Here is a 14,696-nt window from a genome sequence, read left to right on the forward strand (position 1 = left end):
CCTGTTTTGTTGCTGAAACGGTCCACCTCCTCTCAGAGCCGGCAGTAGTGGCGATAGCCGTCGTAGCCGACATAGGTGTCGGAGTCCGGATCGTAGCTCGCGTAGCGGTCGAAGCAGCGGCGGACATGCCACGAACCGCCGTCTTCGTCGACATAGACAGTACGGGGCTGCTGGGCGAGCAGGCTGCCCAGGACGAAGCCGCCAACGCCGGCGGCGATGCCGATGCCGAGGTCATGGTGATGCGAATGCGCAGCCGAAGGCTGGACGGTGCCGACCAGCGCGGTGGCGGCGACGGCGGTGGCGATGACGCCGGAAACGAGTGTGCGCGTGAACATGACGATCTCCTTGCTTCGTTGACCGAGGCGATCCATCCGCCTCTTGATCATCTGTCGCGGTGGCAAGGAAAAAGGTTCGAAACATTTTTCCTGGACTGGCCAAATCGCATGGACCGAGGTCGTGCCGACGGCGAGTTCGACGTGCAAGAGCTTGGCGAGGAACTTGATAACGGCTGATCTCCCCGCAAGGGGAGATCGGCAGCTTTGCCGGGCTGCTTCGCAAGATGGTCGCATAACGCAAAAAGGGCGGCCGAAGCCACCCTTTGGGGAATTGGGTCCCTCCATCAAAGGAAAATGATCACCCTGCCATGATTGTGGTGATGATGGTTGTGGTGCCACCACCAATGCTTCTTGAAGTGCTTGTGATGATGATGATGGTGATGCATGCCGTGGGCCGACGACGTGCCGACGGTGCCGGCGAGCGCGCCGGTGGCGACGAAAATGGCAACGAGGCCTGAGGTCAGAGTGCGCTTGAACATGATGATCTCCTGGATCCTTGATCGAGGCGACCCATTCGCCTCTGACCATCAGTCGGCCAGGCACGGGAAAAGGTTCGAAAGATCGAGGAGATTTTTTGCGGAGGCGGCGCTCAGAGCGAGTAACTATTCCCTATTCGCTACCCTTCAGCCCATGCCCGTGACATGGCGAAGCCAGAAGGCGAGCGCGATGAAGCCGATGATGGTGGTGACGCCGGTCCAGTCGACATTGGCCTTCTTCACATCGCTGATGATCTTCACCAGCAGCATCCAGGCTATGAAGACGATAGGGAGAATGATGACAAATCTAATCATGCGACACCCCTGGGCGAAGCGATTGCACCGTTTCATATGTAGGAAGCGATTTGGCGGTTTTCAGGATGCCCCTCCCCCACAGCCCATATGAGACACCGGGTAACCGAAAAAGGAGTTTTGTCTTTACTGGCGCAACAAATATGCTAACCGGAGCGCCGTGCCCTTGTAGCTCAGCTGGTAGAGCAGCGGTTTTGTAAACCGAAGGTCGGCGGTTCGATTCCGTCCGGGGGCACCAGTTCGCAGTGAACCGTCGATCCTTTGACTTTGATGTGCCGGTGTTCCTGAAATAGGAGCTGATCCATGTCACGCTGTGGGGACGTCTACGAGAACAAGGTGACCGGTGAATTTGCGGTGATCCTGCGCGGCAACGAAGATCGCGGCCAAGGACCCGGCATTGTTCATTTAACCGCTCGGCCGGGAGCTGCGGTCGTTGGCGAGCACTTCCATCCGAACATGACCGAACGGTTTACCGTCTTCAGCGGCCGGCTCGATGCCTCCATCGCCGGGAAGACATTTTCTCTGGGGCCCGGCCAATCGGCAATGGTCGAGGCGGGCGTGGTGCACGATTGGTGGAACAGCAGCAAGACCGAGGAAGCACACGTCTTGATCGAAATAGAACGGGCGCCGGGCGCGGACCAGATTGACCCGAACCGCTTCGAGCTCATGATCGGCATGCTCTTCGGCCTCGCCAATGCCGGTCGGGTCGATAAGAGAGGTAGACCCTTCCCGCTTCAGGCGGCCGTCATCGTCAGGGAATTTGCCGACGTGGTCGTCTTCACCCAGCCTCCGCCCGCTATCCAGCGGGTGGCGCTCGGCATCCTGGTGCCGCTCGCCAACCTGCTTGGCTATCGAGCGATCGACCCTGCTTTCTGCAGGCCACACGCACATGTCACTCCTGCCCCCGAAATCCTCGCTTTGGCAGGCCTTCCGCCGAGCCCCTAACGCTTCAAATATTCCAAATTGTGCTGTCTAGGAGGCGCGCACGATCCGGGCGGATGCTCTGACCCCGGTGAACGTGTTTCGTACCCTGACGGATTTGTGGATGTAAGCGACCCAGAGTCCGACCAGGACAAACGAGACTATAGGCGCGGCAAGTGCGTGTCCGGTGACCACTTGCCCGACCGGAACCCCGAAAGCCGTGGAAACCCAGACCGCGTCCAGGATGAAGACCACCGGGATTGCAAGCCACTGGATGAGAAACAAGTGCTTGAACCAAGGGCTCCGCCTCAGCATGGCAACAAACACCACCAGTTGAAGCACCAGAAATGCCAGCAGCAGAGCAACCTCGCCATAGACCACCATGGCTCCGTTCGGCATCAGCATGAGCTGGTTATAACCATCGCTCGAGGACCCCATTGCGGCAAGCGTGCGCAACGGGGACAAGGCCTGCCCGATCGCAAGAAGCATCAGCCATCCTCCGAAGCCGACGAGGTCAGCCGGATTCTGTGAGGGCTTGATGGCAGATCGGAGCGCAAAGAAGACAGGAATGCCGATCAACAGCAGAACTATCGCCCAGTGCCAGACTGAAAACTGCATTCACCCCCCCCCAAAAAATGCACTCATGGGTTGTATCAGATTTCAGATTCGACTCAAGAGGGTTGAGTCGCGGCTTGGCCCAAAAATCAATTCTGCTGCCTTTTCCTGACAATCAAACCGCAATCGCCGCCACCAATATCCGGTTCTGCCGGCGTATCGCCGCGCGCAGCTCCGGGATCTTCGCCGCGTCGCGCTTCACGAACTCGATGAACATCATGTTCATGTTGTTGAAGATCAGTTCGCCGAGCGCCGCCCCGTCGATGTCCTGCCGCACCAGGTCCAGCACCTGGAGGCGGGCGATCAGTGCGCGGATCTGCTCGGTCAGCGCCCGGTCGAGCGCGGTGTAGGCCTGGCCGAACGGGCTTTCGGGCAGTTGCGTCGAGATCGCCATCGCCTGCCGCCACATCTCCTTGCTGAGATAGTGCAGCGAGTGCTCGATATAGATGCCGATCAGCGTGTCCAGCGCATCGCCGACATTGGCCGGCGGCCTGGCGACGACGCCTTGCCCGGCATTCAGCACCTCGTTGACTTCCAGCGAGACGATGGCGCCGAGGATGTCGCCCTTGTTCTGGTAGTAGTTGTAGATGGTGCCAACAGAGACCTCGGCCTGTGCCGCGATCGCCTCGATCTTGGCGCCTTCATAGCCGGCCTCCCGGAAAAGTTCGGCTGCCGCCTCGATGATGCGCCTGTGCCGATCCGCCTTTTGCCTTGCCCGCAATCCGCTCATCTCAGCCTCTTGCCACAAAAACAGAATTGACTCAATTTTAGAATTGGTTCAACTTTTTGCAAGAAGCCACAAAGGCAAGGGAGAACACTCGATGTCCGCAAAATCTGCATCCAGGAAGCCGCTTTCCATCCTGACGCGCCATCTGCACGCGGCGTGCGCCGCCACGGCACTGCTGCTCGGCGCCGGCAGTCTCGCCCAGGCCGCCGATCTCAACACATTGATCTGGTGCGATCATTCCGATCCCGCACTGCTGCAGCCCTTCGAGGAGGCCAACAACGTCAAGGTCAACGTCAAGGAGTTCGAGGGAACCGGCGCTGGGCTCGCCATCGTCGAACAGTCGCAGCCCGGCGACTGGGACGTGATGGTGATCGACTCGATCGACATACCGCGCGGCGTCGAAAAGGGCCTGTTCGAACCGCTGCCGGACGACAAACTGCCGCTGGCCGACATGTTTCCCCAGGTGAAGATGGACGGCTCCACCGTGGTCGGCGGCAAGCGCTACGGCATCACCGAAAAGTTCGGCTACAACACGATCGGCTACAACAAGACCAAGGTCGATCCGGCCGACATGCAGTCGATGGCGGCGCTGACCGGCGACAAGTACAAGGGCAAGGTCGCCATCTACGACTATTATCTGCCGGTCATCGGCATGGCCGCACTCGCCATCGGCAAGAAGACGGCGGATCTCACCGAAGCTGACCTGCCCGCCCTCAAGGAGGAGCTTCTCAAGATGAAGGCCAATGCCAAGCTGGTCGGAGAAGTGACCGCCAGCCAGACGGCGCTGGCGACCGGCGAGGTCGATATCCTGGTCGGCGGCGGCGAATGGGTGACGGCGGGGTTGGCCAAGGAGAACCCGGCGCTGGACTTCTCCATTCCCAAGGAAGGTGCGGTGCTGTGGTCGCAGTCGCTGGCCATGTTCAAGGATTCCAAGAACAAGGACATGGCGCTGAAATTCATCCAATACATCATGAGCCCGGAGGGCCAGGCGCGGCTTGCCACTTCGTCCTGCTACTGGGGGATGCCGGCGAACACCAAGGCGGCGCTGACCGACGACCAGAAGAAGATCCTGCGTTTCGACGAGCAGCCGGGCTTCCTCGCCCGCGCCCAGGCCTATCCGGCGCCGAATGCCGACCTCGACAAGAAGATGCAGGACATGTGGACCGAAATGCTGCAGGCGAAGTGAGCGGCTGCGGCTGATGAACTCAGTTGGTAACAACGGGCGTGCCCTGCCCCGGGCGGGCCGCGCCCTGCCCTGGGCGCTGGTCACGCCTGCGCTCGGCTGGACGCTGCTGTTCTTCGTGCTGCCCTTCATCGCCATGGGGTTTTCCAGCCTGACCGCGCATGAGGGCGGCGGCTTCACGGCGTCCAACTACAGCCAGTTCTTCACCAACCCCTCCTACTGGCAAGCGATGGTGAACTCGCTGCAAGTGACGGCGATCGTCACCGTCGTCTCGGTGCTGCTCGCCTATCCCTTCGCCTGGATCCTGGCCGAACAGGTGCCGGAACGATGGCAAAGGCTGGCACTGATGCTGGCCGTGCTGCCGTTCTGGACGTCCTATGTCGTGCGCTCCTATTCCTGGCTGCTGGTGCTGGCGCAGAACGGCGTCATAAACCGGGCGCTGACGGGCATCGGCGCGGTTGCCGAGCCCCTGCAACTCGCCAACACGCGTTTCGCCACCGTCACCGGCTTCGTGCATTTCTTCGTCATGCTTTTGACGCTGACGATCTTTGCCAATCTGAAGCAGCTCAGCCCGAGCTACCGCAAGGCGGCCGCCGATCTCGGCGCCGGGCCGGTGCGCACCTTCCTGCATGTCGTCCTGCCGTTGACCTTGCCCGGCATCATGGTCGGCGCCTTCCTCACCTTCGTGCTGTGCATCGGCGACTACATCACTCCGCAGATCCTCGGCGGCAACAACGAGCTTCTTATGCCGCAGCTGGTGATGATGCAGATCGGCCGGCGCGGCGACTTTCCGCTGGCATCGGCACTGTCGATCATCCTGATGGCCGTTGTCACCATCGCCTACCTCGCCTGCGCCCGCTGGCTAAAGATCGAGCGGGCCTGAGATGCACCGGATTGTCCGTATCGTATCCTGGCTCTACGCGCTTGCTATCTACGGCTTCATCTTCCTGCCGGTTGTCGTGCTGGTGCTGTTCTCGCTCCAGGCGACGTCGTTCCCGATCCCACCCTTCACCGGCCCGTCATTGCGCTGGTACGACGCGGTTCTCTCGGACACGCGGCTGACCTCGGCGCTGGTCAATTCGCTGCTGGTGGCTTCGATCTCGTCGCTTGCTGCAGTCACGCTCGGCTTCCTCTCCGCCTGGGGTTTTGCCCGCTTCGTCCTGCCGGGCTCCGGCCTGCTGCGCGGGCTGATCACCCTGCCCTTGACGGTCAGCTATCTCATCATCGGCATGGGACTGCTGGTGCTGTTCAACTGGGCCGGCGTGCCGAAGTCGCTGCTGGCCGCCGGCATCGGCCATGTCGTGATCAACCTGCCGCTGTGCTTTGCCATCATCTACAGCCAGATGGGCGACCACCAGATCAACATCGAGCGCGCCGCTCGTGACCTCGGCGCACCGGAATGGAAGGTGCTGCTCCTGATCACCGTGCCGGTGATGGCACCGGCCATCTTCGCCGGTTTCTTCCTGTCGATGACCTTCTCCTGGGACGAGTTCGTCATCTCCTTCCTTTTGACGCGCTTCGACACGACCTTGCCGGTGGAAATCTGGAACCTGCTGCGCTCCGGCCTCAATCCGAAAACCAATGCCGTCGGCTCGCTGGTCTTCGCCGTCTCGATCGTGCTGGTCGTGCTGTTCGAACTGACGTTGCTGCGCAGGAGAAGAGCATGACCGCGCCCTTGGTCGACATCCGCGCCGTCTCGCATCGCTTCGGCCAGCAGACCGTGCTGAAGAACGTCTCGCTGCAGATCGAACCGGGCAGCTACACGATCCTGCTCGGCCCTTCCGGATCAGGCAAGACGACGCTGCTGTCCATCCTCGGCGGCTTCGTTACTCCAAGTGAAGGCAAGGTGTTCATCCGCGGTGTGGACTGCACCTCGGTGCCGCCGGCCAAGCGCCCGACGACGACCGTGTTCCAGGATTACGCGCTGTTCCCGCATATGAGCGTCGGCAGCAACGTTGGCTTCGGCCTGCGCATGCAGGGCGTCGACGGTGCGACACGAGCCACCCGGGCGCGCGAGGCGCTGGTGCTGGTTGGGCTGGCCTCCGCCTTCGACAAGAAGCCGCACCAGCTTTCCGGTGGCCAGCGGCAGCGTGTGGCGCTGGCGCGTGCGCTGGTGATCGAGCCGGCGGTGCTTTTGCTCGACGAGCCGCTCGGCGCGCTCGACCTCAAATTGCGCCGGCAGATGCAGGACGAGTTGAAGGCGATCCAGCAGCGCGTCGGCACCGCCTTCATCCATGTCACCCACGACCAGGAAGAGGCAATGGCGCTGGCCGACCACTGCGTGGTGATGAATGACGGGCGCATCGAGGACGAAGGGCCGCCCGAGCGCGTCTATGCCAAACCGGCGACGCGCTTTTCCGCGACCTTCATGGGCGAAAGCACGATCCTTGCCGGCACGGTCACGAAAGCCAGGGACAGGACCAGCACTGTCGCGACGCCGGTCGGGCCGGTTTCGCTGCCCAGCGCGTTGCCGGTGGGCTCGGCGGTCGGGCTCGCCATACGTCCGGAGCACATTGTCCTCGGCGCGGCCAGCGGCGATATCAGACTGGGCACGGCTGAAGTGAGCGACGTCGTCTTCCAGGGCAGCTTCAAGCGCGTGCTCGCGGTTTCCGTCGAACACCCTTCGCTGCGGTTCATCGCCAGGCTGCCAGCGGCAACCACCGTCCAGCCGGGCGACACGGTCGCGGTTTCGTGCGATACCGACCAGATCATCCTGCTGACGGATTGAAATGGGCACGCTTCCGGTCATCGACGCCCCAGACTGGTACGAAACCATCCGCATGAGCGACGGCGTGACACTGATCCATGAGCCTTGGATCAAGCCGTTCTTCCGCTGCAACATGTGGCACGTGCGCGGTCGCGACCGTGATCTCCTGTTCGATACCGGTCTCGGCCATTTCAGCCTCAGGCGTCACCTGCCGCTGGTGACGGAGCGAAAGCTAACCTGTGTCGCCAGCCACACGCATTTCGATCACATTGGCTGCCATCACGAATTTCCCGACCGTTGCGTGCACGCGGCCGAGGCCGAAATCCTCGCCGATCCGCGCAACGAATGGACGGCCGCCGACACCTATGCGACCGACGAGATGTTTGACGGCATGCCGCATGGCTGGGACACGGCGCGCTACAGCATCCGGCCAGCACCGGCAGGCCGCCTGCTCGAACATGGCGACGTCGTCGATCTCGGCGACCGTGCCTTCGAGGTGATCCACACGCCCGGCCACTCACCCGGCGGCATCGCGCTCCACGAGAAGAAGACCGGCATCCTGCTTTCCGGCGACATCATCTATGACGGCCCGCTGATCGACGACGTCTATCACTCGGATATTTCGGACTATATGGCGACGCTGGTTGGCATGCGCGACCTCGATGTCTCGGTCGTGCACGGCGGCCATTTTCCGAGCTTCGGCAAGGTGCGCTACCGCCAGCTCGTCGACGAGTATCTGGCGCAGAAGCGGCAGGCCGGCTGCCATCTGCGGCAGCCTTAGTAGTAAGCGAGTTAGCGCATCAATTCGAAATGCCGCGGAAATGCCTGGTGCAGCAGCATCAGCATCGTCTTCCTCAGCACATCGGAATTGCCCGACGGTGGGTTGAGGTGATCCCAGATCCATGCCCCATGGACGAGATAGTTGAGGCTTTCAGCCAGCGTGTCCGGGTCGACATCAGTGTAGCCGCCGCCGCGCTTGATTTCGATGAGCAAGTCGCGCGCCTCGGCATTGTAGCTGAGATCGCTGGGCAGCCCGATCTCGTTGTAGATCTGCATGCTCTTGCGGTCGCTGGAGAACACGACAAAGACCGAGACCCATTTCGGATGCTGCCGCGCGAATCTTTGCGCGCATTCGACCGCGCCCATCAGCCGCTCGACCGGCGACATGCCTGGCGCCCGCACCAGCGTCGCCCACAATTCATCGTACTGATCGCTGAGATACTGCAGCACGGCCCGGAACAGGTTCTCCTTGCTGCGAAAGTGGAAAACCACCAGCGCGTTGGAAGAGCCGACATGCTCGGCGATTCGCTGCATGGTGACGCTCGCCAGGCCTTCGTCGGCGATGAGATCGATGGTGGCGTCGATGATCCGCTGAATGCTGGCCTCGCCGCGCTCGCGCCGGCGATCCCTGGGCGCCGGCTCGATCTTATTGTCCCCATCTTCGGCCACAATTGCATTCCCCTGTGCCGCGGCAGCCTTGCGTTGCGCCATTCCTGTCCAGCCCTTTTTCAAACCTTGCGGCGGTAATTTCCAGCCCCGCGCGCTGGCGCACCATAGCCGAAGCGAGAGAGCGAGCACCAGCCAGCACAGGCTGCGTGACCGTTCAAAGCGACGGGCGTGTTTCGGCGTTTCCGTACCATTGGCCCTGAGCCGTTTCAAAGGCCAGCGCTGCCCGGAAGACATCGGCGTCGCAATAGGTGCGGCCGACAATCTGGATGCCGGTCGGCACGCCGCTCGCCGCCCGCCCCGAGGGTATGGTGAGAACGGGACAGCGGCTCAGCATGTTGAACGGCGTCGTCATCACCCAGCCAAGCGACGGGTTCACCGGCTTTCCGTTGATCTCGACAGTGTCCCTGGTGTGGTCGAACTCCGCCGGCACCGCGGGAAGCGCGTTGGTCGGGCAGATCAGCACATCATATGTCTCCAGCAGCGGGCCTAGCGTCTGGTACATCCTGGCCGCCACCTCCAGAGTTGCGACAAAGTCCGTGGCCTTGGACTTTTGCCCATCCTCGGCGAATTGCCGTGCATAGCTGGTCATGTCCTTGCCGTGCTGCTTGAGCAGTTGCGACAGCGAGGCGCCGAAGAGATGCTCCAGATAGGCCATGCCGGCCTTGAGCACTTCGTCGCCCCAGCCCAGGTCGACCTCCTCGACGGTGGCGCCAAGTGAACGAAACGCATCACAGGCGGCAAGCGTGTTCCTGCGCACCTCGGCATCCACTTCGAAGGAACCGAGGTCCATCGAAAGAGCAATCTTCCAGCCCTTGATCGGCTTGTAGTCGAGCGGCAGGCGCAGTTTCGGGCGCAACGTGGCGATATCGAGCGGGCTTGGACCCGCCATGACGTTCTGCAGCAGGATCGCATCCCGGACGTTTCGTGCCAGCGGTCCGGTGTGGCAGTAGAAGTCGAGATTGAATGGCGGCTCGTCCGGGTTGCGGCCGTATGGCGGCTTGAAGCCGACAAGACCGCACGCCGAGGCGGGAATGCGGATCGACCCGGCAATGTCCGAACCACTGGCAATCGACGATGTACCCGCGGCCAGCGTCGCCGCCGCACCGCCAGACGAGCCGCCTGGCGTGAAGTCCGGATTCCACGGATTGCGCGTCACGCCCCAGCGCCTCGACCAGGTGACGCCGGCGCAGCTGAATTCGGGTGTCGCGGTACGGGCGTGGACGATGCCGCCAGCCTTGATGATGCGCTCGTTCATCGTCGAGGTGTGGCCGCCAATGGCGTCCTTTGACAGCAGCGAGCCGTGTGATGTCGGCTTGCCCTTGATGTAGCTCTCGTCCTTGATGCCGATCGGCAGGCCCTCGAGCGCGCCGGTCCTGGCGCCCCTGGCGTATTTCGCCTCGGCCTTTCTGGCCAGCTCCATCGCCTCGTCGAAATGCGTGAAGGTGAAGCAGTTGATCGTCGACCTGGTGGCTTCGGCACGGCGGATGGTCGCCTGCATCAATTCGACGGGCGAAAGTTTCTTCGCCTTGAACAGCCGCAGCGCCTCGCTGGCTGGCAGATAGCAAAGGTCGAGATCGGTCATGGGAAAGTCTCCTGCGATCGCCAGATCGCCTTTTGCATAAGGGCGCCAAGCCGCGCGTGATGTCGCGGCCTGGCGGTTCTCGGTTGGATTTCCGGTCGGCTACTTCTGCAGGTCGGTCCAGATTTTCGTGTAGAGCGCCTGCACGTCCGGCGGACAGGCCTGCATGAACTGTCCCTTGGCAGYGAATTCAGCCGGAACATTCACTTCCGGCGCGTTCTTCATGTCGTCGGGCATGAAGACCTCCGAGCCTTTGATGCCGTTCGAATAGCGCGCGAAGGCCGAGATCAGTGCGGCGTTCTGCGGGTCCATGATGAAGTTCTGGAAGAGCTTGGCGTTGTCGACGTTCCTGGCATCCTTGAGGACGGCGACGTTGTCCATCCAGATCGGGTAGCCTTCCTTGGGATAGCCATAGGCGATCTTGTCGTTTTGCAACCGCTGCCGCAGCGAAATGCCGTTCCAGTTGACGCCGGCTGCGATGTCGCCCTTGCCCAGGCCGTCGACGGCGCCGTAGTCGAAGGACAGCCATTTCGCCTTGGCCTCGACCAGCTTGTCGCGCACCTTCTTCAGCACCACCTTGTCGGCGGTGCAGTATTGGCCGCCTTCGTAGGCGATGGCGAGGAACATGATGTCACCCATTTCGGGCACGACATTGATCTTGCCGACGAGCTCGGGTGGCGGGTCGAGGAAGATTGCGGACGTGTTGATGTCGCCGGAATAGACCGACTTGTTGACCGACACGCCTGTCGTACCCCACTGCCACGGAACAGTGTATTTGCGGCCCGGATCAAAGGGGACATCGACCCACTTGGGATCGACGTTTTTGAAGTTCTCCATCTGGTCCGGGCGCGATTCAAGCAGCAGCCCTTCGCTGATCCAGATCGGGACGACGCTTGCCGAAGGCACGACGATGTCGAAACCGGCACCGCCCTGGCGGATCTTGGCCAGCGCGGTGTCGTTGGAATCGAAGTCGGTGACGGTGACCTTGACCTTGTAGGTCTCCTCGAATTTCTTGATCAGATCGGGGTTGGTGTAATTGCCCCAATTGTAGATGTTGAGTTCGCCCTCGGCGCGGGCCACACCCGTCACGGCCAGCAGCGACAGCCCGATCGCCGTCGCGGTCAGTTTCCAGTTCATGCTCCATGCTCCCATTGTTGGGACTGTCGGCGTTGCCGCCTCAGGTCCGTTTCCTGCTGATGAAAAAGAAGGCCGTGACGATACCGATCGACAGCACGAGGAAGGCCGTCGAGATCGCATTGACTTCCGGCGTCACAGTGCGCCGGAGCTGGCCGAGCATGTAGGTCGGCAGCGTGTCCTGGCCGCCCGATTTGACGAATTCGGTGATGACGACGTCATCCAGCGAGACGACGAAGGCGAGCATCAGCCCGGCAAGAATGCCCGGCCAGAGCAACGGCAAGGTCACATGCCGGAAGGTCTTCCACTTGGTCGCATAGAGATCGGCCGCCGCGGTTTCGAGCGACAGGTCCATGCTTTCGAGCCGCGCCCGGATCGGCAGATAGGCGAATGGGATGCAGAAGGCGGTGTGCGCGGCGACGAGGTAGCCGAGCCCGGAATAACCGGTCCAGATCTTGATGCGCGAGAACACGATCAGCAGCGCCACCGCCGTGACGATCTCCGGCACCATCAGCGGTTGGTTGATGAAGGCGTATTTGAGCGTCAGTCCCGGATACGGTTTGGTCCTGGTCGTCGCCAGCGCTGCCATCGTCGCCGTGATCGTCGCCAGCACGGCGGCGACGGCGGCGATCTGGAACGAGCGGATCGACGCCTCGATGACCAGCGCATTGTTCCAGGCGATGTGGAACCAGCGCAGCGAAAAGCCTTTCCAGATCACCACGGAATCATTGTCGTTGAAGGCGTAGACCACCAGCGTGGCAATCGGCAGGTAAAGCAGGAAGAAGCAGAGCATCGCCACGCTGACGAAGCCGTTCTGCCGCCGGACGTCGAAGCGATTAGCCATGGGCGCCATCCGACCTGGTCGTGTTGCGGACGTAGAACAGCAGCGCCACCATGACGATCGCCATCAAGGTGATCGAGAGCGCGGCACCGAGTGGCCAGTTTCTGCCCTGGCCGAACTGCAGCTCGATCAGGTTGCCGATCATCAGATTGGTGCCGCCGCCCAGCACGCGCGGTGTCACATAGGCGCCAAGCGAAGGGATGAAGACGAGGATCGAGCCGGCGACGATGCCCGGCGTGACCAGCGGGATGATGATGCGCCTCAACACCTGGAACCGCGTCGCGTAGAGGTCGTAGCCCGCCTCGACAAGGCGGAAGTCGATCTTCTCCATGCTGGCGTAGAGCGGCAGCACCATCAGAGGCAGGAACACGTAGACCATGCCGGCAAGGACGGCGAAGTTGGTGTACATGAGCTGGACAGGATGGTCGGTGATCCCAAGCAGCTGCAGCACCGAATTGATGATGCCGTCATTGCGCAGCACCTGCTGCATTGCGAAGGTGCGGATCAGAAGGTTGGTCCAGAACGGGATGGTGATCAGGAACAGCCAGATGTCGCGCCGGTGATCCGGCCGCGTGGCAATGAAATAGGCGGTGGGAAAGCCGAGGATCAGGGTCAGCACGGTGGTTGCCAGCGACAGCGACACCGAGCGCCAGAAGATCGACAGATATGCGGTGGCCAATGACAGCGTGTCGTCGAAGACATCACGCTCGAACAACACGCTCACCCACGCGTCGGTCGAGAACTGCCATTTCACATCGCCGTAATTGCCCGGCGTCAGGAAGGAATAGACGACCACGATCAGCAGCGGCCCAAGGGCCGCGAGGAAGACGATCAGCAGCGCCGGGGTGGAAAGCAGCCAGCGTGACCTGATGTCGTCACGTTCGGCCATTTCGGCTACCTCTATCGCGGTCGCCATGGGCCCTAGTCCTTCAGCACTTGGGCAGCATCGTCGCCGATCGATATGCCGACCTTGTCGCCGTTTTCGAAGCCGCAGCTGGCGCTGCGCGAGTTCTGCTGGCGCACCATGAAGACGTCGCCTTCGTCCAGCCGGACATGGATGTGCGTATCAGTGCCGAAATAGACGATATTCTCGATCGTACCGGCCAGGTCGCCGCGGCCTTTGACCAGCTTCGCATGCTCAGGCCGGACCATCAGCGTTGCGTTGCCGCCTGCGCGGAAGCCCGCGGCGGCGGTCGCGCAGATCTTGGCACCCGAGCGCAAGGCGATCCGCGCCTGGCCATTGCCCGCACTTTCGACCATGCCGGTCAGGAAATTCGTCTCACCGATGAAGTCGGCGACGAACCGCTCCGCCGGGTGGTCATAGACGTCCCAGGGCGAACCGACCTGGAGGATGTTTCCCGACGACATCACCGCGATGCGGTCCGACATGGTCAGCGCTTCCTCCTGATCGTGGGTGACGAAGATGAAGGTGATGCCGGTCTCGTGCTGCAGCCGCTTCAGTTCGATCTGCATTTCCTTGCGCAGCTTGTAGTCGAGCGCCGACAAGGGCTCATCGAGCAACAGCACCTTCGGCTGCGGAGCGAGTGCCCTGGCCAGCGCCACACGCTGCTGCTGACCGCCGGAGATCTGGCTGGTGCGCCGATTTTTGAGCTCCTCCATGTGGACGAGCTTCAGCATCGCATCGACACGCGCCTCGATCTCGGCTTTTGGCTTGCCCAGCATCCTCAGGCCAAAGCCGATATTCTCGGCGACCGTCATGTGCGGGAACAGCGCATAGGACTGGAAGACGGTGTTGACCGGCCGCTTGAACGGCGGCAGCGGCGCAATGTCCTGGCCATAGAGCAGGATTTCGCCGTCAGTCGGATAGTCGAAGCCGGCGATCAGCCGCAGCAATGTCGTCTTGCCGCAGCCGGACGGACCAAGCAGCGTGAAGAACTCGTTTTCGCGGATCGCGACGGAGACGTTGTCGAGCGCTCTGACCGAATCCTGACCGGTTCCCCGAAAGATCCTGGTAACGCCCTTCGCCTCAACGGCGGGCCGTATGGCTGTCAAGATATTCCCCTCTCCTTCGTGGCCATTCACCGGCAGAAGCCGGCTGGCCAACTCGATCCTCGCCATCAGGAATAACTATGACTAAACATACAGTCAATATCTTTTTGCGACCACCAGCACCACATCGACCAGTGATGATGCGGTCGATGCGCCGGCTTCGTGCAGGACTGGGGACCGGCGGTGCTGGCCGGCGGCGCGTCGGGGTTCATCGGCGGCATGTGGCCGTTTGACCGACCGCGCGGCCGCCGCCTTCTCGAGGGATTTCTATGGCGGCATCAGCGCGCGGCTCAAGGACGGACCGGTTTATCTCGCCGAGATTGCTGCAAGTGATGCGCAAGCGCTTCTATGAACCGGCGATCCGACCTATCTTGCCTATACGTTCTACGGCAACGCCAATTTGCCGG

At 61.8% G+C, this 14,696-nt stretch carries 19 protein-coding genes and 1 tRNA gene; 9 read left to right on the plus strand and 11 right to left on the minus strand.

Annotated elements, in window-relative coordinates; all coding sequences use genetic code 11:
- Positions 1-32: 32 nt before the first annotated feature.
- Positions 33-335, minus strand: a complete 303-nt coding sequence (locus tag AC1D10_RS20670) for a BA14K family protein (RefSeq protein WP_477275078.1) — start codon at positions 333-335, stop codon at positions 33-35.
- 18 nt (positions 336-353) lie between these two features.
- On the opposite strand from AC1D10_RS20670, the gene AC1D10_RS20675 reads away from it, so the two are divergent.
- The gene (locus AC1D10_RS20675) at positions 354-512 is read left to right on the plus strand and encodes a hypothetical protein (RefSeq protein ID WP_477275080.1); all 159 of its coding nucleotides are present in this window, start codon (positions 354-356) and stop codon (positions 510-512) included.
- 107 nt (positions 513-619) lie between these two features.
- Here the strand turns inward: AC1D10_RS20675 and AC1D10_RS20680 are convergent, their stop codons facing one another.
- Together AC1D10_RS20680 and AC1D10_RS20685 are read right to left on the minus strand one after the other, a co-directional pair.
- On the minus strand, positions 620-814 hold the full coding sequence (locus AC1D10_RS20680) for a hypothetical protein (protein ID WP_477275082.1): 195 nt from the start codon (positions 812-814) through the stop codon (positions 620-622).
- A 144-nt stretch (positions 815-958) separates the two neighbouring features.
- Positions 959-1,126 carry a hypothetical protein gene (locus tag AC1D10_RS20685; protein WP_379097425.1) on the minus strand — a complete coding sequence of 56 codons (168 nt, stop codon included), beginning with the start codon at positions 1,124-1,126 and terminating at the stop codon, positions 959-961.
- A 159-nt stretch (positions 1,127-1,285) separates the two neighbouring features.
- On the opposite strand from AC1D10_RS20685, the gene AC1D10_RS20690 reads away from it, so the two are divergent.
- Positions 1,286-1,361 (plus strand) — tRNA-Thr (locus AC1D10_RS20690).
- Positions 1,362-1,459: 98 nt separating this feature from the next.
- Complete coding sequence (locus AC1D10_RS20695) at positions 1,460-2,068, plus strand: cupin domain-containing protein (RefSeq protein WP_477275084.1); 609 nt, start codon at positions 1,460-1,462, stop codon at positions 2,066-2,068.
- Between the two features lie 27 nt (positions 2,069-2,095).
- Here AC1D10_RS20695 and AC1D10_RS20700 read toward each other — a convergent pair whose 3' ends face one another.
- Together AC1D10_RS20700 and AC1D10_RS20705 are read right to left on the minus strand one after the other, a co-directional pair.
- A complete protein-coding gene (locus tag AC1D10_RS20700; protein ID WP_477275086.1) occupies positions 2,096-2,662 on the minus strand; it encodes a DUF2569 family protein in 567 nt (188 codons plus the stop codon).
- Between the two features lie 112 nt (positions 2,663-2,774).
- Positions 2,775-3,389, minus strand: a complete 615-nt coding sequence (locus AC1D10_RS20705) for a TetR/AcrR family transcriptional regulator (RefSeq protein WP_477275088.1) — start codon at positions 3,387-3,389, stop codon at positions 2,775-2,777.
- A 91-nt stretch (positions 3,390-3,480) separates the two neighbouring features.
- Between AC1D10_RS20705 and AC1D10_RS20710 the strand changes: the two genes are divergently transcribed.
- Genes AC1D10_RS20710 through AC1D10_RS20730 form a run of 5 tightly spaced genes read left to right on the plus strand, consistent with a single transcriptional unit; the run spans position 3,481 to position 8,057 of the window.
- Positions 3,481-4,572 (plus strand): polyamine ABC transporter substrate-binding protein, encoded by a 1,092-nt coding sequence (locus AC1D10_RS20710; RefSeq protein ID WP_477275090.1) that lies wholly within the window; start codon positions 3,481-3,483, stop codon positions 4,570-4,572.
- Positions 4,573-4,585: 13 nt separating this feature from the next.
- Positions 4,586-5,452, plus strand: coding sequence for an ABC transporter permease (locus AC1D10_RS20715; RefSeq protein WP_477275092.1), 867 nt, complete (start codon positions 4,586-4,588; stop codon positions 5,450-5,452).
- Between the two features lies 1 nt (position 5,453).
- Positions 5,454-6,236, plus strand: coding sequence for an ABC transporter permease (locus AC1D10_RS20720; protein WP_477275094.1), 783 nt, complete (start codon positions 5,454-5,456; stop codon positions 6,234-6,236).
- Positions 6,233-7,297 carry an ABC transporter ATP-binding protein gene (locus AC1D10_RS20725; RefSeq protein WP_477275096.1) on the plus strand — a complete coding sequence of 355 codons (1,065 nt, stop codon included), beginning with the start codon at positions 6,233-6,235 and terminating at the stop codon, positions 7,295-7,297. Before AC1D10_RS20720 ends, AC1D10_RS20725 begins: the two co-directional genes overlap by 4 nt.
- 1 nt (position 7,298) lies before the next feature.
- Positions 7,299-8,057: an MBL fold metallo-hydrolase gene (locus AC1D10_RS20730; protein WP_477275098.1), complete on the plus strand. Its 759-nt coding sequence runs from the start codon at positions 7,299-7,301 to the stop codon at positions 8,055-8,057.
- 11 nt (positions 8,058-8,068) lie between these two features.
- Here the strand turns inward: AC1D10_RS20730 and AC1D10_RS20735 are convergent, their stop codons facing one another.
- From AC1D10_RS20735 to AC1D10_RS20760, 6 genes are all read right to left on the minus strand, one after another.
- Positions 8,069-8,725: a TetR/AcrR family transcriptional regulator gene (locus AC1D10_RS20735; protein WP_477275100.1), complete on the minus strand. Its 657-nt coding sequence runs from the start codon at positions 8,723-8,725 to the stop codon at positions 8,069-8,071.
- A gap of 154 nt (positions 8,726-8,879) precedes the next feature.
- Positions 8,880-10,307: an amidase gene (locus AC1D10_RS20740; protein WP_477275102.1), complete on the minus strand. Its 1,428-nt coding sequence runs from the start codon at positions 10,305-10,307 to the stop codon at positions 8,880-8,882.
- Positions 10,308-10,406: 99 nt separating this feature from the next.
- Positions 10,407-11,441, minus strand: coding sequence for an extracellular solute-binding protein (locus AC1D10_RS20745; protein ID WP_477275104.1), 1,035 nt, complete (start codon positions 11,439-11,441; stop codon positions 10,407-10,409).
- 40 nt (positions 11,442-11,481) lie between these two features.
- Positions 11,482-12,282, minus strand: a complete 801-nt coding sequence (locus tag AC1D10_RS20750) for an ABC transporter permease (protein ID WP_477275106.1) — start codon at positions 12,280-12,282, stop codon at positions 11,482-11,484.
- Positions 12,275-13,195, minus strand: coding sequence for an ABC transporter permease (locus tag AC1D10_RS20755; protein ID WP_477275108.1), 921 nt, complete (start codon positions 13,193-13,195; stop codon positions 12,275-12,277). Before AC1D10_RS20755 ends, AC1D10_RS20750 begins: the two co-directional genes overlap by 8 nt.
- Before the next feature lie 5 nt (positions 13,196-13,200).
- Positions 13,201-14,292 (minus strand): ABC transporter ATP-binding protein, encoded by a 1,092-nt coding sequence (locus AC1D10_RS20760; protein ID WP_477275110.1) that lies wholly within the window; start codon positions 14,290-14,292, stop codon positions 13,201-13,203.
- 226 nt (positions 14,293-14,518) lie between these two features.
- Between AC1D10_RS20760 and AC1D10_RS20765 the strand changes: the two genes are divergently transcribed.
- Complete coding sequence (locus AC1D10_RS20765) at positions 14,519-14,641, plus strand: hypothetical protein (RefSeq protein WP_477275112.1); 123 nt, start codon at positions 14,519-14,521, stop codon at positions 14,639-14,641.
- Positions 14,642-14,696 lie beyond the last annotated feature (55 nt).

The organism is Mesorhizobium sp. P2_A8 (assembly GCF_056404935.1).